General features: G+C 64.2%; 27 protein-coding genes. 8 read left to right on the forward strand and 19 right to left on the reverse strand.

Features of this window, described 5'->3' with window-relative positions:
* Positions 1 to 36: 36 nt before the first annotated feature.
* From CDV44_RS17820 to CDV44_RS17865, 10 genes are all read right to left on the reverse strand, one after another.
* The gene (locus CDV44_RS17820) at positions 37 to 255 is read right to left on the reverse strand and encodes a hypothetical protein (RefSeq protein WP_087689245.1); all 219 of its coding nucleotides are present in this window, start codon (positions 253 to 255) and stop codon (positions 37 to 39) included.
* Positions 231 to 899, reverse strand: coding sequence for a type III secretion system domain-containing protein (locus CDV44_RS17825; protein ID WP_170936033.1), 669 nt, complete (start codon positions 897 to 899; stop codon positions 231 to 233). The genes CDV44_RS17820 and CDV44_RS17825 overlap by 25 nt, the downstream gene beginning before the upstream one ends.
* Complete coding sequence (gene sctJ / locus CDV44_RS17830) at positions 896 to 1,645, reverse strand: type III secretion system inner membrane ring lipoprotein SctJ (RefSeq protein WP_087689249.1); 750 nt, start codon at positions 1,643 to 1,645, stop codon at positions 896 to 898. The genes CDV44_RS17825 and sctJ overlap by 4 nt, the downstream gene beginning before the upstream one ends.
* A 17-nt stretch (positions 1,646 to 1,662) precedes the next feature.
* Positions 1,663 to 2,010 (reverse strand): type III secretion system inner rod subunit SctI, encoded by a 348-nt coding sequence (gene sctI, locus CDV44_RS17835; RefSeq protein ID WP_087689251.1) that lies wholly within the window; start codon positions 2,008 to 2,010, stop codon positions 1,663 to 1,665.
* The gene (locus CDV44_RS17840) at positions 2,007 to 2,456 is read right to left on the reverse strand and encodes a DUF1039 domain-containing protein (RefSeq protein WP_087689254.1); all 450 of its coding nucleotides are present in this window, start codon (positions 2,454 to 2,456) and stop codon (positions 2,007 to 2,009) included. Before CDV44_RS17840 ends, sctI begins: the two co-directional genes overlap by 4 nt.
* Positions 2,453 to 2,671 carry a type III secretion system needle filament subunit SctF gene (sctF, locus tag CDV44_RS28085; RefSeq protein WP_170936034.1) on the reverse strand — a complete coding sequence of 73 codons (219 nt, stop codon included), beginning with the start codon at positions 2,669 to 2,671 and terminating at the stop codon, positions 2,453 to 2,455. The genes CDV44_RS17840 and sctF overlap by 4 nt, the downstream gene beginning before the upstream one ends.
* On the reverse strand, positions 2,668 to 3,468 hold the full coding sequence (locus CDV44_RS17850; RefSeq protein WP_249277614.1) for a helix-turn-helix transcriptional regulator: 801 nt from the start codon (positions 3,466 to 3,468) through the stop codon (positions 2,668 to 2,670). The genes sctF and CDV44_RS17850 overlap by 4 nt, the downstream gene beginning before the upstream one ends.
* Positions 3,469 to 3,684: 216 nt before the next feature.
* Positions 3,685 to 5,286, reverse strand: a complete 1,602-nt coding sequence (locus CDV44_RS17855; RefSeq protein ID WP_087689260.1) for an FMN-binding glutamate synthase family protein — start codon at positions 5,284 to 5,286, stop codon at positions 3,685 to 3,687.
* A gap of 73 nt (positions 5,287 to 5,359) precedes the next feature.
* Positions 5,360 to 6,532 (reverse strand): tRNA 2-thiouridine(34) synthase MnmA, encoded by a 1,173-nt coding sequence (gene mnmA / locus CDV44_RS17860; RefSeq protein ID WP_170936035.1) that lies wholly within the window; start codon positions 6,530 to 6,532, stop codon positions 5,360 to 5,362.
* Positions 6,529 to 7,005, reverse strand: a complete 477-nt coding sequence (locus CDV44_RS17865; RefSeq protein ID WP_087689263.1) for an NUDIX hydrolase — start codon at positions 7,003 to 7,005, stop codon at positions 6,529 to 6,531. The genes mnmA and CDV44_RS17865 overlap by 4 nt, the downstream gene beginning before the upstream one ends.
* Before the next feature lie 396 nt (positions 7,006 to 7,401).
* Between CDV44_RS17865 and CDV44_RS17870 the strand changes: the two genes are divergently transcribed.
* From CDV44_RS17870 to CDV44_RS17885, 4 genes are all read left to right on the forward strand, one after another.
* Positions 7,402 to 8,532 (forward strand): Re/Si-specific NAD(P)(+) transhydrogenase subunit alpha, encoded by a 1,131-nt coding sequence (locus tag CDV44_RS17870; protein WP_087689266.1) that lies wholly within the window; start codon positions 7,402 to 7,404, stop codon positions 8,530 to 8,532.
* 19 nt (positions 8,533 to 8,551) lie between these two features.
* Positions 8,552 to 8,872: an NAD(P) transhydrogenase subunit alpha gene (locus CDV44_RS17875; protein WP_058377458.1), complete on the forward strand. Its 321-nt coding sequence runs from the start codon at positions 8,552 to 8,554 to the stop codon at positions 8,870 to 8,872.
* Entirely contained in the window at positions 8,869 to 10,311 is a 1,443-nt protein-coding gene (locus CDV44_RS17880; protein ID WP_058377457.1) for an NAD(P)(+) transhydrogenase (Re/Si-specific) subunit beta, read from the forward strand. The genes CDV44_RS17875 and CDV44_RS17880 overlap by 4 nt, the downstream gene beginning before the upstream one ends.
* 121 nt (positions 10,312 to 10,432) lie before the next feature.
* The gene (locus tag CDV44_RS17885) at positions 10,433 to 11,200 is read left to right on the forward strand and encodes a 5'-methylthioadenosine/adenosylhomocysteine nucleosidase (RefSeq protein WP_087689268.1); all 768 of its coding nucleotides are present in this window, start codon (positions 10,433 to 10,435) and stop codon (positions 11,198 to 11,200) included.
* Between the two features lie 90 nt (positions 11,201 to 11,290).
* Here the strand turns inward: CDV44_RS17885 and CDV44_RS17890 are convergent, their stop codons facing one another.
* The 5 genes from CDV44_RS17890 to edd all read right to left on the reverse strand — a co-directional run bounded on the left by CDV44_RS17890 (position 11,291) and on the right by edd (position 17,312).
* A complete protein-coding gene (locus CDV44_RS17890; protein ID WP_087689271.1) occupies positions 11,291 to 12,601 on the reverse strand; it encodes a class I SAM-dependent RNA methyltransferase in 1,311 nt (436 codons plus the stop codon).
* A gap of 49 nt (positions 12,602 to 12,650) precedes the next feature.
* Positions 12,651 to 13,193 (reverse strand): gluconokinase, encoded by a 543-nt coding sequence (locus CDV44_RS17895; RefSeq protein ID WP_087689274.1) that lies wholly within the window; start codon positions 13,191 to 13,193, stop codon positions 12,651 to 12,653.
* Between the two features lie 70 nt (positions 13,194 to 13,263).
* Positions 13,264 to 14,619, reverse strand: a complete 1,356-nt coding sequence (locus tag CDV44_RS17900; protein WP_058377453.1) for a GntP family permease — start codon at positions 14,617 to 14,619, stop codon at positions 13,264 to 13,266.
* Between the two features lie 175 nt (positions 14,620 to 14,794).
* The gene (gene eda / locus CDV44_RS17905) at positions 14,795 to 15,421 is read right to left on the reverse strand and encodes a bifunctional 4-hydroxy-2-oxoglutarate aldolase/2-dehydro-3-deoxy-phosphogluconate aldolase (protein WP_058377452.1); all 627 of its coding nucleotides are present in this window, start codon (positions 15,419 to 15,421) and stop codon (positions 14,795 to 14,797) included.
* A gap of 55 nt (positions 15,422 to 15,476) precedes the next feature.
* Entirely contained in the window at positions 15,477 to 17,312 is a 1,836-nt protein-coding gene (edd, locus tag CDV44_RS17910) for a phosphogluconate dehydratase (RefSeq protein ID WP_087689277.1), read from the reverse strand.
* A gap of 424 nt (positions 17,313 to 17,736) precedes the next feature.
* On the opposite strand from edd, the gene CDV44_RS17915 reads away from it, so the two are divergent.
* Positions 17,737 to 18,582, forward strand: a complete 846-nt coding sequence (locus tag CDV44_RS17915; protein ID WP_058377450.1) for an SIS domain-containing protein — start codon at positions 17,737 to 17,739, stop codon at positions 18,580 to 18,582.
* Positions 18,583 to 18,591: 9 nt separating this feature from the next.
* Here the strand turns inward: CDV44_RS17915 and CDV44_RS17920 are convergent, their stop codons facing one another.
* The 3 genes from CDV44_RS17920 to CDV44_RS17930 all read right to left on the reverse strand — a co-directional run bounded on the left by CDV44_RS17920 (position 18,592) and on the right by CDV44_RS17930 (position 20,725).
* Positions 18,592 to 19,572, reverse strand: coding sequence for an NAD(P)-dependent oxidoreductase (locus CDV44_RS17920; RefSeq protein ID WP_087689299.1), 981 nt, complete (start codon positions 19,570 to 19,572; stop codon positions 18,592 to 18,594).
* A gap of 41 nt (positions 19,573 to 19,613) precedes the next feature.
* On the reverse strand, positions 19,614 to 20,234 hold the full coding sequence (locus tag CDV44_RS17925) for a 2-hydroxychromene-2-carboxylate isomerase (protein WP_087689301.1): 621 nt from the start codon (positions 20,232 to 20,234) through the stop codon (positions 19,614 to 19,616).
* 74 nt (positions 20,235 to 20,308) lie between these two features.
* Positions 20,309 to 20,725, reverse strand: coding sequence for a CopD family protein (locus tag CDV44_RS17930; RefSeq protein WP_087689304.1), 417 nt, complete (start codon positions 20,723 to 20,725; stop codon positions 20,309 to 20,311).
* 279 nt (positions 20,726 to 21,004) lie between these two features.
* On the opposite strand from CDV44_RS17930, the gene ruvC reads away from it, so the two are divergent.
* From ruvC to CDV44_RS17945, 3 genes are all read left to right on the forward strand, one after another.
* On the forward strand, positions 21,005 to 21,547 hold the full coding sequence (gene ruvC, locus CDV44_RS17935; RefSeq protein ID WP_058377446.1) for a crossover junction endodeoxyribonuclease RuvC: 543 nt from the start codon (positions 21,005 to 21,007) through the stop codon (positions 21,545 to 21,547).
* Positions 21,548 to 21,573: 26 nt separating this feature from the next.
* On the forward strand, positions 21,574 to 22,659 hold the full coding sequence (gene ruvB, locus CDV44_RS17940) for a Holliday junction branch migration DNA helicase RuvB (protein ID WP_087689308.1): 1,086 nt from the start codon (positions 21,574 to 21,576) through the stop codon (positions 22,657 to 22,659).
* 109 nt (positions 22,660 to 22,768) lie between these two features.
* A complete protein-coding gene (locus tag CDV44_RS17945; RefSeq protein WP_087689310.1) occupies positions 22,769 to 23,755 on the forward strand; it encodes an oxygenase MpaB family protein in 987 nt (328 codons plus the stop codon).
* Positions 23,756 to 23,777: 22 nt separating this feature from the next.
* Here CDV44_RS17945 and CDV44_RS17950 read toward each other — a convergent pair whose 3' ends face one another.
* Positions 23,778 to 24,488 (reverse strand): histidine phosphatase family protein, encoded by a 711-nt coding sequence (locus tag CDV44_RS17950; RefSeq protein WP_087689313.1) that lies wholly within the window; start codon positions 24,486 to 24,488, stop codon positions 23,778 to 23,780.
* Between the last annotated feature and the right edge of the window lie 65 nt (positions 24,489 to 24,553).

The raw sequence follows: 24,553 nt of genomic DNA on the forward strand, positions 1-24,553 counted from the left end.
GACGATGCACGGGATGCCACGACAAGTGGCGCGATCTTAGGGGGTCTGCGGGTGCACGCCCATCAGGTCCCCGACCGTGCCTTCGTCTACGCGCGCCGTCACAATCAGCCCCTCGCCACTCACGCGCAGCCACTGTTCACGGCATCGGGATTCTTCGCGCATCAGATCGAGTGTCTCGCGCGCAATGATGGCGCCCTGGGGAACAGGGCCGTCCAGCGTTTCTATCGACGTCAGCGGGTAGTCGATGACAGACATAACATCTTCTCCAATGCCGCCATTCGCGCCCAAAGGTCCGGCGGCGCCGTCAGGTCGACGTGCGCGGGCCGTTCCGATTCGCCCGGTGGCAACAAGATACGCGTCGCCCGGCAGGCGACACTGACGTCCGAGGAGGGGGAAGGGCTTGCGGGCATGGCGTCGAGCAAGGCCGCCATCGCGGTGAACGCGGCATCGACAAGCTGGTCGGGTGTGAACGCCGCGCGCCCCAGCCAGTCACGGCGCGTCAGCAGCAAGCGATCACATTGCCACGCATCCAGCCAAGGCGACAGGGCGCGTCGATAATCGCCGAGCCACAGATAGTCGGGGCACCCCATCATGCGTAGCGCGTACGCCAGCGCCACACGGCGCAGATTCGGCACCAGACGCAACGTCACGCACGCGGCGTCACTCAGCGGCAGTGCCAAACCCAGCCCGTCCGGTGTCGTCGGCCACCCACGACGTTCGACCAGGCATCGATCAATGGGTGGGCGCGTCGCCGGCTGGTGGTGATAGACATATTGCCAGGGCGACATGTCCAGCGCTTGCCACCAACCGGCATCCATAAAACGCCCCGGCTGCCAGATGAGTTGAACCAGTTGTGTGGCCTCGAAGGAGATCGCCCGGATATCGACCGCCGCTGTCACAGCGCCTCCGGCACCCGTACCTGCCCTTTCGACCGAACGCGCCACGCGAGTATCGCGGCGGCGAACAGGGCGATGCCCGCGACAACGCCGGCGAACCACCATCGGCTCATCGCGCTACGACTCGCTTGCGGCTCGCCGTTCGTCGTCTCCGTGGCAAGTGCCACGCGAGGCAAACGATAGTCGGCCGGTTGCATCACGACACTGATACGCTCCGGCACGACGCCGGGCACGCTGTCGTGAATCAGGCTGCGAATATCCGTCATGCGTTTGGCCATGTTGATCTCCGGGCTGTACTTCACGAAAACGGCAACGCCGGGCGGCAGTGTTGCGCGCCCGGCGGAATCGATCGGCACCTGAGCGATCGAGACTTCGGCGACCATCACCCCGTCGAGGGCGGCCAGCATTCGCTCAAGTCGTTGCTCTTTGAGATAGACCAGCTTTGCCTGCTCCTGCACGGGCGAACTCACGAGTTGCCCGGGCGGGAAGACATCCTCCACCGAAGCGCGCTTTTCACGGGGCAAGCCGTGCTGACGCAGCACTTCGACAGCACGCACGAAATCGTTTCTCGCCACACGTACTGTCGCCCCCGTGGTCTCCGCACGCTTGTCGGCGTCCATCCCCGAAATGAGAAGCAGCGCGAGCATCTGGTTGGCTTCGGTCTCACCCAATCCGCGATGCAGATCCTCTTTGCAACCCGATACCAGAAACGCAAGCGCCAGCACCGCAACCACGCACCGCAGACGCATGAATGAAATCCCCCGCGTCATTGCATGTGAACAAGTTTGTTCACACCCTGCGTCGTGGCACCGGCCACTTTCGCGACAAGTTCGAGCGACAGCACGCGCTCGGTCAAATCGCGCTGCAATTGAAGCAGGCGTTGTGGATCGTTCAGCGTGCGGTCGTCGAGCGTGACGCGCGTCGTCAGGTTGTCGGTGTTCGCTGCAAGCTTGCCTGCGGCACTCAACAAGTGATGCTCGGGCAAGGGCGCTGCGTGCGCCAGCACCTCGGCGAAGCGGGTGGCTTCGCCCGCTTCGGCAAGGGTTGGCCGCGACGTCGGCAGGCTGACAGCGGTGATCCGCTGCACGCTTTCGTGGATCGAATCGACACTCATGATCTGGAGAAGGAATGAATTTCGGGAAGGTTGCGCGAGGCGTCGTTCGCACTCGACGCACTTGCTGCACTGGGTGCACTCGGTGCGATCGACGGTAAGGCCGCCGTTGCGGCGAGCCAGTCATACAGAACCTGCGTTGCTGCCGGATCCGATGCCGCAATTTGCGCGTCGTTGACGAGCGCTGCGCGAGCCGCCTCGACATCGCCCAGCGCCATCAGCAGTGCCGTGTGCAGCCACTGCCGTGTCTCGACATCGTCAATCAGACAGGGCAACGCATCGAGGATAGCCCGCGCTTCGGTTGCCATGCCGTGGCACGCCCCCGCGAACGCCAGTTCGACGATGGCCTGTCGCGTCGACACGTCGAGCCATCGACCGGCAGCGGAGATGGCATCCGTTTGCCGGTCCGGCGTCCGCTCCGGCATCGTTTCACGGGCCGCTGACATCATGCGATCTTGGCGATGATGCCCATCAACACATCTTTGATGAGCTTGATAATCGAGCTGTGCAGGCCAAAGAGCGTCGTCGCCTGCTGCAATTCGAACTGCACGGCGATCATCTGTGCCGGGTCATCGAGCTTTCGCGTGCGCAGGCTTTGCATCGCCTGCTCCGACACCCGGCGCGACGATTCGCCGAACTGGCTGTTGATTTCCTCGACGTTCACACCACGCCTCCGTCGGCTAGCGCACCATGCCCGGCGACAAGATCCGCGCGCATGGCGGCGTAGGCATCGGCGCGTGTCATCGCCACGCGCTGGCCGCCACGCTGCGGGGGAGTGCCGAGACGAATCTCCGTGGGTGCGCAATCGAAACGCTTGCGGAAGGTATCGGTGAAATGCGCGTGATTCGTGAAACCGCATTCGAGCGCAATGTCGAGCACCTTGTGTCGCGTGGAGAGCAGCAGATCGCGCGCAAGCCGCAAGCGTCGTTCAAGCAGCCATTGCTTGGCGGGCATGCCGTACGTTTGCTGAAAGAGATAGCGGAACTTGCGAAGCGGCATGCCGAACTCGTCGGCCAGCCGTCCCACCGGCCACGGCTTGTGGAAGTTGGCTTCGACAAAATCGAACAATGAATGGCTGCCTGCGATCGACTGCCGCAACATCGCGGAGAAATAGCGCTGATCGCGACACAGGCAATAGACATAGAAGAACCGCAACATGGCCATGCGGTCGATGTTCTGCAACGCGACGGCTACATCGAGCATGCTCGGCTCAAGCAATAGCGTGCGCGCCGCCTGCCGATGAAAGACGCCGAGCGGGCGCCGGTCGAGCAGATCCACCACATCCGGATACAACGCCTGCAAATCGCACACATGAAAATCGTGTGCCGTCGTGCCGTCCGAGGCGTCTGTTTCCGCATCGGAACTGGTTGCCGTCATGCTACCGGCGGGCAAGGCTTGCACGAGACCATTCACTTTCAGATTGGTGTCGTTGCGGCTGATGAGAAATCGCACCGTACTCATGGGTCCTCCTGTACGGAAGTTCAGGGCGGGATGACAAAGTCAGTCTTCGCAAGATAGGCGGGTGCGCCTGCGAATGTCATCCGGTGGAGACCTTAAAGTGAGTGGTGTCGCCGCTGCGTTACGGGTTCTGCTCCCCGATTGTCGAATCCATGAAAAAACCCGGCGTTCTCGCGCCGGGTTGTTGTTTTTCCTTCCTCTGATGCTTTGCGGTTTTGCTCAAGCCGCCGTCGCCGGCGCAAAGCTGTCGGCCCGTCCCATCGGCCAATACTTCTCGTAAAGCTGGTAGCGGAATTGTCCGCGCAGCAGGTCGCCGGGTTCGAGATACTTCAGCGACTCCGACATCAGGCGGATCTCGTTGGACGACACACGCTTGACGATGTGATGCGCCCGAAGATCGGACGGATGCGCCAGCCCTGCGGCCTGAATCAGCTCCTGCAACGCGTGCAATGTGTGCTGGTGGAACTGATGAACGCGCTCGGCCTTGTCGGGCACCACGAGCGCACGCTGACGCAGCGGGTCTTGCGTGGCGACGCCGGTCGGACAGCGGTCGGTATGGCACTTCTGCGACTGAATACAGCCGATGGCAAACATGAAGCCGCGCGCCGAGTTGCACCAGTCGGCGCCAATCGCCAGCGTGCGCGCAATGTCGAACGCCGTCACGATCTTGCCCGACGCGCCAATGCGGATCTTGTCGCGCAACCCCGCGCCCACCAGCGTGTTATGCACGAGCAGCAGCCCCTCTTGCAGCGGCGTGCCTACGTGATCGGTGAACTCCAGCGGCGCAGCACCGGTGCCACCCTCCGAGCCATCGACAACGATAAAGTCGGGCAGGATGCCGCTCTCCAGCATCGCCTTGACGATGCCGAAGAACTCCCACGGATGCCCGATACACAGCTTGAAGCCGGTCGGCTTGCCGCCCGACAGATTGCGCAGACGATCGACGAATTGCAGCAGGCCCAGCGGCGTGGAGAACTCGCTGTGACGCGCGGGCGAAATGCAGTCCTGCCCCATCGGCACGCCGCGCGTCGCCGAAATCTCGGGCGTGATCTTCGCGGCCGGAAGCACCCCGCCGTGACCCGGCTTCGCCCCTTGCGAGAGCTTCACCTCGATCATCTTCACCTGCGGCGTCGTGGCCTGCGCGGTGAATTTCTCGGCACTGAAGGTACCGTCGTCGTTGCGGCAGCCGAAATACCCCGACGCCACTTCCCAGATCAGGTCACCGCCCTGCTCGCGGTGATGCGGCGAAATCGAACCTTCGCCGGTGTCGTGAATGAAGTTGCCGAGCTTGGCGCCCCGGTTGAGCGAGCGGATGGCATTGGCCGACAACGCGCCGAAACTCATCGCCGAGATATTGAAGATCGACGCCGAATAAGGCTGCGCGCGATCGGGCCCGATGGTGATGCGGAAGTCGTGGTTATCAAGCACGGTGGGCGCCAGCGAATGCGCAATCCATTCGTAGCCCGCGGCCTTCACGTCGATTTCGGTGCCGAAGGGGCGGCTGTCGACGTCCCCCTTGGCGCGCTGGTAGACGATGCTGCGTTGCGCCCGCGAGAACGGTGTCTCGGACGTGTCGTCTTCCACGAAGTACTGACGGATTTCCGGTCGAATGAATTCGAACAGAAAACGGAAATGTCCCCACAGCGGGTAGTTGCGCAACACGGCGTGGCGTTGCTGCACCACGTCCCATGCCCCGAGCGCCACCAACGCCGCGAACGGCAGCGGCCATAACGGATGCCATCCGTCGAACAGCACTAACGCAAGCGTTGCGGCGAGCAACGCGACAGCCAGCCACAGTGCCAGGAATCGGCGCGAAAACATGAAACCTCCTTGCTTTTGGGGGGACACACGCCGGCACGCTGCCGGGTGTCCCCCCGGCGAGCGCCGGCGGCTTTTAATGCGTATTGAGGATCGTTTGATTCGCGGCGTTCGTCGCGTTGCCGGTGGCCGCCGGGTTAGCAGCGGCCGTTGCCGGATCGATGGCCGTGGTGGACGCAATGATGCCGCCGCCCAGACAGATATCGCCGTCGTAGAGCACCGCCGACTGACCCGGCGTGACAGCCCATTGCGGCTCGGCAAACGATAACGTCAGCGCTTCGGCACTCGCCTGCACGACTTCGCACGCGGCGTCGGCCTGACGATAGCGCGTCTTGGCACCACACCGCAGGCCGCAGGCCGGGGCTTCGCCCGCAACCCACGACACGTCTTCGGCGTTCAGCGTGCCCGAGAGCAGCCACGGATGATCGTGACCTTGCACCACGTATAGCGTGTTGTTCGCCATGTCCTTGCGTGCGACGAACCATGGCTCACCCGAGCCGTCGCGGCTACCGCCCAGACCGATGCCCTTGCGCTGACCCAGCGTGTAGAACGCCAGACCGACGTGCTCGCCCACCACCGTACCGTCGGGCGTCTTCATCGGGCCCGGCTTGGTCGGCAGGTACCGATTCAGGAAGTCGCGGAACGGACGCTCGCCGATAAAGCAGATGCCCGTCGAATCCTTCTTCTTCGCGTTCGGCAGGCCAATTTGGGCTGCGATTTCACGCACCTTCGTCTTCGGCATTTCGCCGAGCGGGAACATCGTGCGCGAGAGCTGGTGCTGATTCAGGCGATGCAGGAAGTAGCTCTGGTCTTTGGTGTGATCGACCGCCTTGAGCAGTTCGAATCGCCCTTCGCGTTCGCGCACGCGGGCGTAGTGCCCGGTCACGATCGTCTCGCCGCCCAGTGCAATGGCGTGATCGAGGAACGCCTTGAACTTGATCTCGGCGTTGCACAGCACGTCCGGATTGGGCGTGCGGCCCGCCGAATATTCACGCAGGAACTCCGCGAACACGCGGTCCTTGTATTCGGCGGCGAAGTTCACGGCTTCGACGTCAATGCCGATCAGATCGGCGACCGACACCACGTCGATCCAGTCCTGCCGGGTCGAGCAATATTCGCTGTCGTCATCGTCTTCCCAGTTCTTCATGAACAGACCGACGACGTCGTAGCCTTGTTGTTTGAGCAGCCATGCCGTGACCGACGAATCCACGCCGCCCGACATGCCCACTACTACGCGTTTTTGACTCATGTATTGCCTTGCCCATCGGTCACCGCCGGATGGGTCTGAAGTAGCGCGAGGTCGTATCGTACGCCCCGCAGGTAATCGTCCACGCACCGCTCCAGCAGCGGCGAGCGGTGACGCGCGCGCTGGGCGCGCACCTCGTCTGGCGTGAGCCAGACCGTGCCCACGATGCCCTCGTCGAGCGTGCGCGAAGCGTCGTGCTCGCCAAGCTCGCCGGTGAAGGCAAAACGCAGGTAGGTGATGTCGCCCGGGCCCGGTGCCAGATAGACGCCAAGCAGTTGCCGTGGCGTGAAGACGTACGCCGTCTCCTCCAGCACCTCGCGCGCAACCGCGTCGAGAATCGATTCGCCATGGTCGAGATGCCCGGCCGGTTGATTGATCAACAGGCCCGTGCTTTTCTGCTCTTCGACAAAGAGAAAGCGGCCGTCGCGCTCGACAACCGCCGCGACCGTCACGTTGGGCTTCCAGCGCTCATCCATGGCGCATCCTCACTGGTCGCGGGACGTTACCCCGATAAAAGCGACATTTTACCGTCTGGCGGTAATCGGCGCTCAAGACGGGGGGGCGACCGACCGGTCGGTCGGCCTTGTATGGCCGCGTCACCCCCTCCGGCGCGAATATCCATATGCCGTTTCGCGCAATAGGCGCGTTTGTCATCTTCGGGTAAGCTGCGAGCACCAGCAGTGTGCAGTGGCAGTACCGCCTCATCGGTTTGTGCAGTAGTTCGTTCGCAGTGGTTTGTTGCAGGACTAATGTCATCAGTGGCGATATGGCCGGCGCGGGGCGCCTCTCCGGCCGCCTTGCTCCCCCAGCAGCACTGGCTGCGGCTCCTTGGCCGTTGATGAGATCAGTTCACAAACCCAAGGAGAGACGCAATGAGAATCGGCATCCCCGCCGAGACGCTTGCCGGCGAAACCCGTGTGGCGGCCACGCCAGAAACGGTCAAGAAGCTGGTCGCGTCAGGTCATCAGGTGGTCGTTGCACATGGCGCAGGAGACGCAGCCAGCGTCCCCGACGCCGCTTTTGTCGCCGCAGGTGCTTCCATTGGCAGCGCGGCCGAGGCATTGGGGGCGGAACTCGTCCTCAAAGTGCGCGCCCCATCCCCGGAAGAACTTGCGCAGATCCCCCGCAGCACGGTGCTCGTGGGCATGCTCAATCCGTTCGACGCCGAAAACAACTCGCGCATGGCCGCCGCGGGCATTACCGCCTTCGCGCTCGAAGCCGCGCCGCGCACCACGCGTGCGCAAAGCATGGACGTGCTGTCTTCACAGGCCAACATTGCCGGTTACAAAGCCGTGATGCTTGCCGCGAATCTGTATCAGCGTTTCATGCCGATGCTGATGACGGCGGCCGGTACGGTCAAGGCCGCGCGTCTCGTTGTGCTGGGCGCTGGCGTTGCAGGCCTGCAAGCCATCGCTACGGCCAAGCGACTCGGTGCGGTGATTGAAGCGTCGGACGTGCGTCCGGCGGTTCGGGAACAGATCGAATCGCTCGGCGCCAAGTTCATCGACGTGCCGTTCGAAACCGACGAAGAACGCGAGATCGCCAAGGGCGTGGGCGGCTACGCTCGCCCGATGCCTGCGGCTTGGCTCGCCCGCCAATCGCAGCTCGTGCATACGCGTCTGACGCAAGCGGACATTGTCATCTCCACCGCGTTGATCCCGGGGCGTGCTGCGCCGACGCTGATCGCGGAAGACACCGTCAAAGCCATGAAGCCGGGCTCGGTCATCATCGACCTCGCCGCAGGGCGTGGTGCCAACGGCGGCGGCAATTGCCCGCTGTCGGTGGCCGACGAGATCGTGAAGGTACACGGCGTGACGATTGCCGGTTACACGAACCTCGCAGGCATGGTCGCGGCTGACGCGTCGGCCCTGTATGCGCGCAACGTGCTCGACTTCCTCAAGCTGGTGATCGACAAGGAAAACAAGCTCGTCATCGATACCAACGACGACATCGTTGCGGCCTGCCTGATGTGCCGCGACGGTCAGGTGCTGCGGGCTGCATAAGGCATAAGGGGACACAAGAATGGAAATGATCAATCACACGGTGATCAATCTGATCATCTTCGTGCTGGCGGTGTACGTCGGCTATCACGTGGTGTGGAACGTCACACCGGCGCTGCATACGCCGCTGATGGCGGTCACGAACGCCATTTCAGCCATCGTGATCGTGGGTGCCATGCTCGCGGCGGGCCTGACCGAAGGCGGTCTGGGCAAGACGATGGGTGTCGTGGCCGTGGCACTGGCAGCGGTGAACGTGTTCGGGGGCTTCCTCGTTACGCAGCGCATGCTCGAGATGTTCAAGAAGAAAGACAAGCCTGTTAAGGCTGAGGGGAACAAGCAATGAGCATGAATCTCGTCACGTTGCTCTATCTGGTTGCATCGATCTGTTTCATTCAGGCACTCAAAGGCCTGTCGAACCCGAAGATGGCGCGGCGCGGTAACGCGTTCGGCATGATCGGTATGGCCATCGCCGCCGTCACCACGATCGCCCTGATTTACGAATTGCGCAGACTCTCGGGCGGCAACTATTCCGGCCTCGGTCTGATCCTCGCGGGTCTCGTCGTGGGTGGCGGCATCGGTGCATACGTCGCTCGCAAGGTCGAGATGACGAAGATGCCGGAACTGGTCGCGGCCATGCACTCGTTGATCGGTCTGGCGGCGGTGTGTATCGCAGTGGCCGCCGTTGCAGAACCAGCCGCCTTTGGCATCGTGCCGGCCGGTGAAACATTGTTGCCGCCGGGTAACCGTATCGAGTTGTTCATCGGCACGTTCGTCGGCGCGATCACGTTCTCGGGCTCGGTCATCGCCTTCGGCAAGCTCTCGGGCAAGTACAAGTTCCGCCTGTTTCAGGGCGCACCGGTGCAGTTCACGGGGCAGCACACGATCAACCTGCTGCTCGCCATCGCCATGCTCGGCTTCGGCGTGATCTTCTTCCTGTCGCAAAGCTGGCTGCCGTTCATCCTGATGGCCGCCATCGCTTTCGTGCTGGGTGTGCTGATCATCATCCCGATCGGCGGCGCCGACATGCCGGTGGTCGTGTCGATGCTGAACTCGTACTCGGGCTGGGCCGCGGCCGGTATCGGCTTCTCGCTGAACAACCCGATGTTGATCATCGCGGGCTCGCTGGTCGGCTCATCCGGTGCGATTCTGTCGTACATCATGTGCAAGGCCATGAATCGCTCGTTCTTCAACGTGATTCTCGGCGGCTTCGGCGCACAGGCAGGTGCTGCGGCAGCAGGCGGCGAACAGCAGCAACGTCCGGTGAAATCAGGTTCGCCTGATGACGCTGCGTTCCTGATGAGCAACGCCGAATCGCTCGTGATCGTGCCGGGCTACGGCTTGGCCGTGGCGCGCGCGCAGCATGCGCTCAAGGAACTGACCGACAAGCTCACCGAAAAAGGGGTGCAGGTCCGCTATGCCATTCACCCGGTGGCAGGTCGTATGCCGGGCCACATGAACGTGTTGCTTGCCGAAGCCGAAGTCCCCTACGATCAAGTGCTGGAAATGGACGAGATCAACGGCGAATTCGGCCAGACCGACGTTGTGCTGGTGCTCGGCGCCAACGACGTGGTGAACCCGGCCGCAAAGAACGATCCGCAATCGCCGATTGCCGGTATGCCGATTCTCGAAGCCTACAAGGCCAAGACGATCATCGTGAACAAGCGTTCGATGGCCGCGGGTTATGCCGGGCTGGATAACGAACTGTTCTATCTCGACAAGACGATGATGGTGTTCGGCGACGCGAAGAAAGTGGTTGAAGAAATGGTCAAGGCCGTCGACTGAGGCCGCACGGACCCGTGCGCTGCAATGGCGCACGACGCAGGACAAGCGGGGCGGCGAAAGTCGCCCCGCGCTACAATGCGCGCTCATTCTCACCCTGCCTTACGGCACACGGAATCGCGCCATGACGTCTGGCCCGCTCGGCATTGTTGCCGCTCTGCATGAAGAAATTGCCGACCTGCTCGCGGAAATGGCCCCCGGTGCCCGCGTCGAACACCTCGGCATGCGCGACTATCACGTGGGGCAGCTCCACGGGCAAGACTGCGTGATCGTGCTCGCGCGCATCGGCAAAGTGGCCGCCGCCGCGACAACCACAGCCCTCATTCACCGTTTTGGCGTCAGCGAAATCGTCTTCACCGGGCTCGCGGGTGGCCTCGCCCACGGAATCGCTGTCGGCGATGTCGTCGTGGCCGACACCCTCGTGCAGCACGATCTTGACGCCAGCCCCCTTTTCCCGCGTTTCGAAGTGCCCCTGCTCGGCCGCGCCACGTTCGAGACCGAACCGTCGTTACGCGACGCGCTCGCTCAAGCCGCGCGCGACTGGCTCGCACAAGAGATGCCGGACCACGTCACGGCGGACGCACGACGCGAACTGGGCATGAGCGCACCGCGCGTGCACGTCGGACAAATCGCGAGTGGCGATCAGTTCATCAGCAGCGCCGGGGAAGTCGCGCGTTTGCGCGAGGCGTTGCCGCAGACATTGGCCGTGGAAATGGAAGGCGCAGCGGTCGCACAGGTGTGCCATGAATATGGCGTGCCGTTTGCCGTCATGCGCACGCTCTCCGACGCCGCCGACGATGCGGCTCACGTCGATTTTCCGAGATTTCTGCGCGATGTCGCGAGTGTGTATTCGCACGGCATTCTTGCGCGATTTCTGTCAGCACGAAGCTAAGCACGCACAACGAAAAAGACCGGCCAGTGGCCGGTCTTTTTTCATGGCGTTATGTCTTGGCATTACCACTGCCAAGTGCACAAGTGCAGATCACGCCTCGGGTTTGCTGCTTTCGGCTTCGCCTTCCTGCGGGCGCTTGCGCACCGAGCCGGCAATCAGATCGAAGCGGAACAGACGGCATTCGAGCGCGCCGTTGAAGAGCGGCGTGCGGCGCGATTCGCGCAGACGCATCTGGCCCGGCAAGCTCATGTCGGCCGTCAGCAGATAAGCGCTCCAGCCCGTGAAGCGTTGCTTGAGCATGTCACCGAAGGCCTTGAAGAACTGCGCATCCACGCCGTCCGGCTGCGCGCGCTGGAACTGGCCGCGACCGCCCGACGATTCGAAATCGCCATCTTCCCCGGCATCGCGCGGCGAACGGCGGCCGCGCACCTCAATACGCTCGCCATACGGCGGGTTTGCCACGATGATGCCCGGACGATCCACCGGCGGCGCCATGTCGCGCGCATCCACCTGCTTCAGGCCCACGTCGCCCACACCCGCGCGCTCCAGATTCGCACGCGCCTTGACCAGCATGTCGCCCGAGATATCGCTGCCGAAAATCGTCGACGGCACACCGCGCACGCGGGCATCGCGTTGCGCTTCCTGCGCCTGCACCTTCATGGTCTGCCACGCGTTGATGTCGTAGCCCTTGAGCTTCTCGAAACCGAAGCGGCGCGCCACACCGGCCGGCACGCCAAGCGCAATTTGTGCCGCTTCGGCGAGGAACGTGCCGCTGCCGCACATCGGGTCGTACAGCACCATGTCGGCAGCCGTGTCCGTGCGCCAGCCGGCCAGACGCAGAATGCCCGCCGCAAGGTTCTCGCGCAGCGGCGCCGCGCCCTTGTCCAGACGCCAGCCGCGCTTGAACAGCGCCTCGCCGGACGTATCGAGATAAAGCGTCGCGTCGGTCGCCGTCAGGAACGCGAACACGCGCACATCGGGTTCAGACGTATCGATGTTGGGGCGCGAGCCGGTCTTCTCGCGCAGACGGTCGCACACGGCATCCTTGATGCGCAGCGTGACGAATTCGAGACTGCGCACCGGTGCCTTGATGCCCGTGACGTCCACGCGCAGGGTCTGCTGGTACGAGAACCAGTCTTCCCAGCGTTGGCCGAGGGCGAAGGCGTAAATGTCCTGTTCGGTGCGATAGCCTTGCTGCGCGATGCGCAGCAGCACGCGGCTCGCAATGCGCGAATGCAGGTTGGCGGCCATGCCGGCTGCCCACGGGCCCGCAAAGTGCACGCCGCCGGGCACCTGCTTGCCGACCGACAAGGGGGCCAGACGCCCCAGTTCAGCCAGCTCGGCGGCGAGCGCTTCTTCCAGTCCACGGGGACAGGGCGCGAAAAATTCGAAGGAAGCCATAGTGATGCGTACGGCCGGCGCACGGGGCGCCGGCAGAGGGAATAAAGCGCTATTGTACGCGTGCCGGCTTGCCCGGCGTGTTTGGCGTGAGGGGGATGCCACCCGGGCAGGCGGCGAGTTTGTGCAGCAACGTCTCGACGATGGCTTCGGGCGATTCGCGGATGTCGATCACGAGCGCGTCGCGCGGCTCTTCGAGCGTATCGAACTGGCTTTGCAGCAGTGCCGGATCGAAGAAATGCCCGCCGCGCGACGCCAGACGCTCGCCGATCACCTCGGGCGCGCCTTTCAGATAGACGAACACGACGTCGCCGTCATGCTCGCCCAGCACGTCGCGATACCGCGAACGCAACGCCGAGCACGCAAACACATGGTGACGCCCCGCCACACGGCGCGCGACGATCGCCTCGCGAATCGCGGCGAGCCACGGTGCGCGGTCGCTGTCGTTGAGCGCCTCGCCGCGACGCATCTTGTTGATGTTCGCGGCACTGTGAAACGAATCCGCGTCGGAAAACCCGCAGCCCAGCCGGTCGGCCAGCATCTGCCCGACCGTACTCTTGCCGCTGCCCGATACGCCCATTACCACGACGATCATGGCTCGTCTCCCTGTGACCTGCCGACTCGCGTCAGCGTGTTGCCGATGTTGCGTGCCCTGCATGCTTACCTCACACCACGCTGGCCAGACCCAGCGTGAGCAGCAGTGCCACCACCGAAATGATCGTCTCGCAAACCGTCCACGTTTTGAACGTCTGCGGCACGGTCATGTTGAAGTATTCCTTGACCAGCCAGAAGCCGCCATCGTTCACGTGCGACAGGATCAGCGAGCCTGCGCCCGTGGCCAGCACCATCAACTCGGGCTTGACCGTGGCACCGGCTGCCGCCGCGATCGGGGCGACGATACCGCAAGCCGTGGTCATGGCGACCGTGGCCGACCCCGTTGCCACGCGAATCAGCGCCGCCACCAGCCAGCCGAGCAACAGCGGCGAGAGGCTGGCATGCGTGGCCACGTCGACAATCGCCTTCGACACGCCGCCGTCCATCAGAATACGCCCGAAGCCGCCGCCTGCGCCCACCACCAGGGTAATCGTGGCGATCGGTGCCAGACACTCGTTGGTGAACTTCAGAATCTGGTCGCGGTTGAAGCCGCGCTGCTTGCCGAACGTGAAGAAGCTCACCAGCGTGGCAATCAGCAGCGCCATCACCGAGTTGCCGATCAGGCGCAGGAAATCATTGGCGAACGTCTTCGGTGCGAAGAACAGGTCGGCCCAGCTCCCGATCAGCATCAGAATGACCGGCAGCAGAATCGTGAAGAGGGTGATTCCGAAGCCCGGCAGTTGGCTCATCGGACGATCTTCGTCGACGAACTGCGACAGCAGCGGGTTATCCGGGTTCGGCACCACGTGGCGCGCCATCAGCTTGGCGAACAGCGGGCCGGCAATGGCAGCCGTCGGGATACCGACGATCAGCGCGTACATGATGGTGTGGCCGATGTCCGCGTTGTAGGCGGTCACGGCGAGCAGTGCGGCCGGGTGCGGCGGAATCAGACCGTGCACGACCGACAGGCCGGCCACCATCGGGATACCCACCAGCACCATCGAGGTACCGGTGCGCTTGGCGACGTTGAACGCGATCGGGATCAGCAGCACGAAGCCGACTTCGAAGAACACCGGCAGACCGACGATGAACGCGATCACGACCATCGCCCAATGCACGTTCTTCTCGCCGAAGAAGCCGATGAGCGTGCGCGCAATGCGCTCGGCCCCGCCGGACTCCGCCATCATCTTGCCGAGCATCGTCCCCAGGCCCACCACCAGCGCAATGTGGCCAAGCGTGTTGCCCACGCCGGTCTCGAACGCCTTGACGATGCCGCCCATGGGCATCCCCACCGCGAGGCCCAGCACGAGCGACACGACGATCAGGGTGATGAACGGGTTCAGTTTGAATTTCGCGATCAGTACGATCAGCGCAATTACCGCGACAAGCGCGTACACCAGCAGCAAGTTACCTTGCACCGCAGCCATGGGGGTCTCCTCGATTGGCTAGTTGGGCGGCTGCCCGCAGGGCTCACGCCCCATTGTTGGAATCCTGTTTTATTCGGTCGATGCCTGAATCAGTCCTGCGTCTTTCAGCCCTGCTTCCTGCAACCTGCGTCCTTCAACCTGCGTCCTTCTGCCCGCTTCCGTCAGCCCGCTTAATTCAGCCTCGGGGCAGTGCCGTCGCCGCACGGGCCAGACGCGTAATGCCGTCCCAGTCCTTGGCGTCGACGAGTGCCTTGGGGGTGAGCCACGAACCGCCCACGCACACCACGTTCGGCTGCGCGAGGTACGACGGGGCCGACTCGGCGCTGATACCGCCCGTCGGGCAGAAACGCACGTGGCGGAACGGGCCGTACAACGCCTTGAGCATCGGCACGCCGCCCGACGGTTCTGCCGGGAAGAACTTCACCGTGTCGTAGCCGTCGGCCAGTGCCGCGAGAATGTCCGAGGGGGTGACCACGCCCGGCAGCAACGGCAGGCCGGCCGCCTTGGCTGCTGCACCGAGCGCGGGCGTGTAGCCCGGCGAGACGCCGAAGCGCGCACCGGCGGCCACGGCCTGCGCCATTTCTTCAGGGCGCGTGAGCGTGCCCACGCCGACGATCAGCTCGTCCGACAGGCTGGCCACGTGCTTGATGACGTCCATCGCCGCCGGCGTGCGCAGCGTGATTTCGAGCACTCGTACGCCGCCCGCGAGCAGTGCACGCGAGACATGCTCGCCCTGCTCTACGGTGTCGAACTGGAGCACCGGGACCACGGGGCCGGCACGAACGATGTCATTGATGTCCATTGCGTTTTTCCTTGAAGTCGGCGGCGCGGCCTGCGCGCCACCGGGGTCTTCCCACTTATTCAGATCCGAAGAACACGGAAGCGCCCGCTTCCGCCGCGCCTACGGCGGCGCGCATATGGCCGAACAGCAGGCGGCCGGTGTCGTCGCCCGAGGCGGGCACCGGCGCAAGCTCGCGCGCCGCCCACACGTCCGGGCTCACTTCGGCATGCAACATGCCGGCCGCGGCATCGAGCACGATCAGATCGCCATCGCACACGCGGGCGAGCGGGCCGCCACCGGCGGCTTCCGGCGACACGTGAATCACCGCCGGCACCTTGCCCGAGGCGCCCGACATGCGGCCATCGGTCACCAGCGCCACGGCAAACCCTTCGTCCTGCAAAGCACCGAGCAACGGCGTGAGGCGATGCAACTCGGGCATGCCGTTGGCGCGCGGTCCCTGACCACGCAACACCACCACCACGTCGCGATGCAGCTCACCGGCGTCGAACGCGTCCTTGACCGCTTCCTGCGACGCAAATACGCGTGCCGCTGCGCTCACACGCCGATGTTCCGGCTTGACCGCCGACACCTTGATGACGCCGCGGCCCAGATTGCCGTGCATGAGGCGCAGTCCGCCATCGGGGGCGAACGGCTCGGCATGGCCGCGCAATACGTCACGATCACCACTGTAGGCGCTACCGTCGCGCCATGCCAGCCCTTCGGCCGAAAGCCACGGCTCCTGGCGGTAGCGCGACAGGCCCGGGCCCGCCACGGTCTGCACGTCGTCGTGCAGAAGCCCCGCGTCGAGGAGTTCGCCGATCAGGAAGCTCATGCCGCCGGCGGCGTGGAAGTGGTTCACGTCGGCCTTGCCGTTCGGGTACACACGGGCCAGCAACGGCACCACGGCCGAGAGCGCATCGAAGTCGTCCCAGTCGATCACGACGCCGGCTGCGCGGGCCATCGCGACCAGATGCAGGGTGTGATTGGTCGAGCCGCCCGTCGCGAGCAGGCCGACGATGCCGTTGACCACGGCGCGCTCGTCGACCACATGGCCGATAGGCGTGTACTCGGCGGTATCGGCACCGATGGCCAGCACGCGTGCGAGGGCGGCGTCGGTCAACGCGTCGCGCAGCGGCATGTGCGGATGCACGAAGGCCGCGCCCGGCAGGTGCAGGCCCATGACTTCCATCAGCAACTGATTGCTGTTGGCCGTGCCGTAGAAGGTGCAGGTGCCCGCGCCGTGGTAAGCCTGCGACTCGGCTTCGAGCAACGCGTCGCGGCCGACCTTGCCGGTGGCGTACAACTGGCGAATGCGGGCTTTCTCGTCGTTCGACAGGCCGCTCGCCATCGGGCCCGCCGGCACGAAGATCGTGGGCAGATGGCCGAACTGGAGCGCACCGATCACGAGACCGGGCACGATCTTGTCGCACACGCCGAGCATGAGTGCCGCGTCGAACATGTTGTGCGAGAGCGCCACGGCCGTGCTCATTGCGATGATTTCGCGCGAGAACAGCGACAGCTCCATGCCCGCGTTGCCTTGCGTCACGCCATCGCACATCGCGGGCACGCCACCGGCCACCTGTGCCGTGGCGCCCAGCTTGCGGGCGGCTTCGCGCAGACGCGCCGGATATTGCTCATACGGCTGGTGCGCCGAGAGCATGTCGTTGTAGGCCGTCACGATGCCGACGTTCGGGCGACGTTGCTCGCGCAGCATCAGCTTGTCGTTGGCCGGCATGGCCGCAAAACCGTGGGCGAGGTTGGCGCACGAGAGTGCCCCGCGCTGCGGGAAACTGCCACGGCTGGCGGCGATGCGTGCCAGATAGGCGGCGCGCGAGTCGCGGCTGCGCGCGGCAATGCGCGCGGTGACCGCCATCAGGGTCGGGTGCAGGGGCTTCGTTTGCTCAGACGTCATGCCGGCTCGGCTTGAATTTGATGTGCCCGGCTGGGCACGATTGGGAGCGGAGTTTAGTAGAAATTCTACATCCCATCAATCAAAAGCCATCGGCATACGGGGTTTTACTGAGTGTTTTCCATGAGTTATGGCGATTATTGCCGTATTAAGAAAACAACCACCATAATGTGAAATGCCATATTTTTGTAGTTTTTGTACATTCCAATCATTCCCATCCGTCGTTGAGCCATGACGGACGGACCACGGCACCTTGCGGCGCGGGTGCTATAGTGAGCGCCTGACAAGCCGGGCGTTCCACGCGCGTGAACGCGCGCCAGCGCCCGGCCCAATGGGGTTGTCGCAGAAGGGTTTCACCCGTCCGATGCGCGCAGTAGACAGCGCGAGGCTTGTGAAACCTGATTGCTTATGTGGGTTGCTGCCTGCCATGCTGAACCGAATCGAAGCCACACTGACTCAATTGCGCCCTTCAGAGCGCAAGCTCGCCACCTATGTGCTGGACGCCCCGCGTGAAGTCGTCGATCTGTCGATGAACGAACTGGCCGAGCGCGCCAACGTCAGCCAGCCGACCATTGCCCGTTTTTGTCAGGCGGTCGGATGCAGCGGGTATCGCGAATTCAAGATCCGGCTGGCGCAAGGCATCGCCCAAGGCGTGCCGTTCGTACACCGCGACGTGCGCCCCGACGAGCCAGTGCCGGGCATTGCCAGCAAGGTACTCGACCGCACCATCGGCAGCCTAATGCAAGTGCGCAACAACCTCTCGCCCGACAGCATCGGGCTCGCCATCGACCTGCTCGCCAATGCCAAGCGCATCGAGTTCTATGGCGCGGGGGCCTCGGGAATTGCCGCACAGGACATGCAGCACAAGTTCTTCCGACTGGGCGTGCCGGCCGTGGCCTATAGCGATCCGCACGTGTACGGGATGTCGGCCGCCTTGTTGCACGAAGGTGATGTAGTGATTGCGATTTCCAACACCGGGCGCACGCAGGATTTGCTGGAAGCGGCCCAGTTGGCGCGCGCGGCCGGGGCGAGCGTGATTGCCATCACCCACAGCAATTCGCCATTGGCGCGACTGGCCAGTGTGGCGCTCTTCGCCGATGTCGACGAAGACACCGATGTGTACTCGCCGCTGACCTCTCGCATTGCGCATCTGGCCATTGGCGATGTGCTCGCCGTCGGGATGGCGCTGCGTCTGGGCGATCGTCTGCCCGCCCAACTCGCCCGCGCGAAGGAAGTCATCAACCGCCGCCGCACGGCGAGCGACGGTCGATAACCGGGGGAGTTATCCCCGCTTTGCGTCCGGATTCACCGCGTTTTGCAGTGACTTTCCGGTGAGCGCCGCAATCAGATTGTCGGCCGCACACGACGCCATGGCGTGACGCGTTTCGTGCGTGGCAGAGCCGATGTGCGGCAACGCGACGACGTTCTTCATCTTCAGCAACGGCGAGTCGACCGACACCGGTTCGCGCTCGAAAACATCGAGCCCTGCGCCACGCAGATGGCCGGATGCCAGCGCCTCGATCAACGCCGCTTCGTCGATCACCTTGCCGCGCGCCGCGTTGATGAAAATCGCACCGGGTTTCATCTGCGCGAATTCCTTCGCACCGATGATGCGCTCGGTCGCCGGCGACAGCGGCACCAGCGTGACGACGAAATCGGCTTGTGCGAGAAGCTCCGGCAAGGTGCGGTACTGCGCACCGTAGGCCGTCTCTGCCGCTTCGTTGCGCGAACGGTTGCTGTACAGCACCTTCATGCCGAAACCGAGCGCCGCCCGGCGCGCCACGGCACCGCCGATACGCCCCATGCCCACGATGCCCAGCGTCTTGCCCTGCACGTCGGTACCGAAATACGCCTCGCCCAGACTGCCCTTCCAACCGCCCGCCTTCACCAACTCGGCGAGTTCCACCACACGCCGCGCGCTCGCGAGAATCAGCGAGAAAACCGTGTCGGCCGTGGTTTCGGTCAGCACGTCGGGTGTGTTCATCAGCACGATGCCGCGACGCGTGAGGTCGGGCACATCGAACTGGTCGTAGCCGACCGAGATCGTGGCCCATGCTTTCAACTTCGGTGCCGCGTCGAGCAGCGCAGGCGTGACGTTGGCGCCCACGCCGATCGCGCCATCGGCACGGCCGAGCGCCGCCGTGAACGCTGCACGATTGGCGTCGTTCACACCGTCGAATTCACTCAGTTCGAAATGCTCGGCGAGACGCGCACGCACGTCCGCCGGCACGCTCTTGTACAACACGACTTCCGGACGACTCATCCTCTTGACTCCCTGTTAATGCTCGATTGGTGCCACAGTCATCAGCTTTGCTTCGCACGCGCAACGGCAAACGCGCGCTCGAGAAAGTCGAGGCGATCCTGCCCCCAGTACGGCTCGCCTTCGAACACGAACCAGGGCACGCCGTACACGCCGGCCGACATCGCATCTTCGGTGTTCGCGTCATACGCCGCCTGCACGCTCGCGCCTTGCGACGCAGTGAGCAACGACTTGCCGTCGAGCGACAGATCGTTGGCAATCGCCAGCAGCGTGGCTTCGTCGGCGATGTTGCGCTCCTGCGTCCAGAGCGCCGCCGAGATGACGCCTGCGAGTTCGAGCGCCTTCGCCGTGCCGTGTGCGAGTTGCGTGGCGATGATCAGGCGTGCAGCCGGATCGCCCGCCACCGGGAAGAACTTCGGCTGCGGGTTGAGCGGCAAGTCGAGGTACTTCGACCAGCGCGCGAGTTCAACCAGACGATACGCCTGACGCTGCGGCGTGCGCTTCGCAAGCGGCAGGCCGCCCGAGACCGCAAACACCCGGCCAAGATCGACGGGCTTGAGCTGGACCTGCACGTCGTACTCGCGTGCCAGTTCGATGAATCGCGCGTGGCCCATATACACATAGGGCGACGGCGGGGCGAGGTAGTAATCGCAGGTCAGGCTCACGGCAGGCTCCTCTCGGTTCTCGTTGAATATCGGTATTGATGCAATTCGTGTGCGATGCGTGTGCAATACGTGTGTCAGAACGGCTTCACGACCGCAAGAATCACAGCGGCGAGCAGCCCGAGCACAGGGAATTCGTTGAAATAGCGATACCAGCGATGCGAGTGGGTATTGCGGCCGGTTTCGAACTTGCGCAGCAGGCGGCCGCACGCATGGTGATAGCCGAGCAGCAGCACCACGATCAACAGCTTGGCGTGCAGCCAGCCACTTTGGCGGCCAATGCCGTAGTACAGCCACAGCACCAGTCCGAAGGCGAGCGCGGGCACGGCCAGAATCGTCATGAAGCGGTAGAGCTTGCGGGCCATGAGCAGCAGGCGCTGCGTGGCGGTGGCGTCGGTCTCCATCGCGAGATTGACGAAGATGCGCGGCAGATAGAACAAGCCCGCGAACCATGAGGCGATGAAAACGATGTGAAACGCTTTGATCCAGAGCATCGGGGACAGGCGGCCACGGGCGGGCCATCGAATATTTTGAACAGCAAGCAATGTACAACAATCCGCTCGCTCGCGAAGGGCGCCGTCACGTCTCAGCGGGGCACGGGCATGCGGCAAATCGACGCGAGGGCATGACAACGTTACGGCATCACGGCGTCTTGCCCTATGAAACATCTCCGGCACGCGACGCCCCCACCCGGCTGTGCCAGAATACGGGCCATATCGGCTTACGACGCTTTTACCCCTTCGGCGCCCTGCGCGCCGGCCACCGGCCCCTGCATGAGAATTCTTGGTATCGACCCCGGCCTGCGTGTCACCGGCTTCGGCGTGCTCGAAAAGCACGGCAACCGCTTGCAGTATGTGACGAGCGGCGTCATTCGCAGCGGCGAAGGCACGCTGTCCGCCCGTCTGCGCATCATCTTCGAGAGCGTGGCAGAACTGGTCGCCACCTACCAGCCCGATCAAGCCGCCGTTGAAAAAGTCTTCGTCAATGTGAACCCGCAGTCGACGCTGCTGCTCGGGCAGGCGCGCGGTGCAGCCATTACCGCGCTGTCGGTCGGCGGGCTGGAAGTCTTCGAATACACCCCCTCGCAACTCAAACAAGCCGTGGTCGGCACCGGCCGGGCCCGCAAAGAGCAAGTGCAAGACATGGTGATGCGCCTGCTGGCGCTCACGGGCAAGCCGGGCACCGATGCGTCCGACGCGCTAGGTGTCGCCATCTGCCACGCGCACTGCGGCGAAACCTTCACGGCGCTGGCCGACGTCTCGCCCGCGCTGGCCGGCAAAGCCCTGCGCGTGCGGCGCGGACGGCTGGTCGGCTGACACCGCCAAAGCGCTACAATGCTGCCATGATCGAAACCGACAAACTCGCCGCCGAGCGCATCATTGCGCCGACACCGGCCTCGCCCAACGAAGAAGCCTTCGAGCGCGCGCTGCGCCCCAAGCTGCTCGACGAATACGTCGGCCAGCGCAAGGTGCGCGGCCAGTTGGAAATCTTCATCGAGGCAGCCCGCAAGCGTGCCGAGCCGCTCGACCACGTGTTGCTCTTCGGCCCGCCGGGTCTGGGCAAGACGACGCTCGCGCACATCATCGCGCGCGAGATGGGCGTGCATCTTCGCCAGACCTCGGGCCCGGTGCTCGAGCGTCCGGGCGATCTCGCCGCCCTGCTGACCAATCTTGAAGCCAACGACGTGCTGTTCATCGACGAAATTCACCGGCTCTCGCCGGTCGTCGAAGAAATCCTGTACCCCGCGCTCGAGGACTATCAGATCGACATCATGATCGGTGAAGGGCCGGCGGCGCGCAGCGTCAAGCTCGACCTGCAACCGTTCACGCTGGTCGGTGCCACCACACGCGCCGGCATGCTGACCAACCCGCTGCGCGATCGTTTCGGCATCGTCGCGCGGCTGGAGTTTTATTCGGCGGACGAACTCGCCGGCATCGTGCGACGCTCGGCCGGCCTGCTGGGCGCGGTCATCGTCGACGACGGCGCATTTGAAATCGCACGCCGCGCGCGGGGCACGCCGCGTATCGCCAACCGGCTGCTGCGCCGGGTACGCGATTACGCCGAAGTGCGCGCCGACGGACGTATCACGGCAGAAGTGGCCGACGCCGCGCTGTCGATGCTCGATGTCGATGCCAGCGGCCTCGATGTGATGGACCGCAAGTTGCTCGAAGCCGTGCTGCACAAGTTCGACGGCGGGCCGGTGGGCGTCGACAATCTGGCCGCCGCCATTGGCGAAGAGCGCGACACCATCGAAGACGTGATCGAGCCGTACCTGATCCAACAAGGCTTCTTGCAGCGCACGCCGCGCGGCCGCGTGGCCACGCTCGCGGCCTATCGTCACTTCGGCCTGTCCGCCCCCGGCAGCGCGCCCACGAGCGACTCACTGTGGTCACCCGAACCGCCAGCCGGCGCGACGGGCGGCAACTGACGGTGCGCCGTGCGTCACAGCACGGCTGCCATCCCGGCGCACGTGAGTCTGCCCATCCGCCCATGTCAACTCCCCGCCGCCTCCACGATCTTGTCGTAGTCAGCCGCGTATGAGCGCACAGGACGATCTCCCCACCCCGCCGCCGAAAACACCGCTACAGCCCGCCGGCCCCGTCGTGGGCGTGTCGGGCCGGGTGCGGCACGCGATTGCCATGCGGCTCGTGAGCCTCACTTCCGGCCCCGGCGCACCCCGTCTGAATTACGACACCCCTGCGGGCGACCCCGGCCTGTTCGGCCCGGACGCCGCCTGTTGGCATGTCCATGGTGACTTCACGTCGATGATGATCGGCGGCATCAGTGCGCTGTTGATGCAGTCGCTGCATCCGCTCGCGATGGCGGGCGTCTGGGATCATTCGACCTTCCGGCAGGATGTCATCGGCCGCCTGCGCCGCACAGCCACCTTCATTGGCGGCACGACGTTCGGCAATACGGCCGATGCCGAGGCACTGCTCGATCGGGTGCGACGCATTCATCTTCAGGTGAAAGGCACCGCGCCGGATGGCAGGCCCTATGCGGCTTACGATCCCGATTTGCTGACGTGGGTGCACGTAGCGGAGACGTCGAGTTTTCTGCGCAGCTATCTCGTCTACAAGAACCCCGCATTCCCGCGCAGTGAGCAGGACCGGTATTACGCGGAAGTCGCGCGCATTGCGATTGCGCTGGGTGCGCGCAACGTGCCGGCGAGCGTTGCCGAGATTGACGCCTATCTGGCCGCCATGCGGCCCTCGTTAGCGACGAGCGAGCGAACCGACGAAGTGGTACACGTGCTGCGCAACCTGCCGTCACCGTTTGCCGGCGCGCGCGTCTTCGGGGGATTGCTGTTCCGTGCGGGAGTGGATTTGCTGCCCGATTGGGCGCAGGGGATGCTTGGCTTCGAACAGGGTGCCGTCGTCCGGCGCCTTACGGTGCGTCCGGCCGTGCGTCACACGGCACAACTGGCACGATGGGCGATGCGCAACAGCGTCGCGCATCGGGCACGCAAGCGAGCGCTGGCGACACCCGACGCCGTCTCGCAAGCGCCGTCGCTGGAGCGGTGACGCCGAGCGCGTCACAAACGCATCAAACCACGCGAGGATCTACGCGATCGGTCGAATTGCCCTCGGCCGGCTTATCGTTGATCTCGTCGCGCACGGCATCATCCAGATGCGTGACATCGCCCCAACTCAACACCTGCCAATGCTCGCCATCGAACGCGATGCGGTTCACGCTCGCATTGAGTAGCGGGTACGAGCGCGGCGCGGACAGATCCAACCCTGTGGCCAGCCGGTAGCAGCAGTCAAGCACGCCGCCATGCGCCACCAGCGCGAGATGCTGCCCTTCGTAGTCGCGCACCAATTGGCGGACGAAATCGGTAATGCGTGTGTAGAAACCGCGCGTCGACTCACCGCCCGGGATGGTGAAATCCGGATCGCGGGTCTGCCATCGCACATAGTCCTGCGGAAATTGCGCCTGAATGTCGTCGGGCGTGCGCGTCTCGAACGCACCGTAGTGCCGTTCGCGCAAGTTAGCCGTGCGCAGCAGCGGCAGCCCACAGGCCTTTGCCACCGGCTCGGCCGTCTGCACCGCGCGCTGCAAGTCGCTCGTCAGCACCTGATCGAATACGTGACCTTGCGCCGCGACTTCACGCGCCACGCGCGCACCCAATCGCACGGCCTGGTGCTCGCCCTCGGCGGAGAGCGGAATGTCGGTATGCCCCTGAATGCGCTTCACGCGGTTCCAGTCGGTCTCGCCATGGCGAATCAGGGTCAGCGTCGTTGTCTTGCCAGTCATTCTGAGAATTACGTTCGTGCGCGATTGCGCGAAGGTCTGCGGGGATCTGCCGGAGCAACGGACGG

The organism is Pandoraea sp. PE-S2R-1, from assembly GCF_002179865.1.
Taxonomy (GTDB): Bacteria; Pseudomonadota; Gammaproteobacteria; order Burkholderiales; family Burkholderiaceae; genus Pandoraea.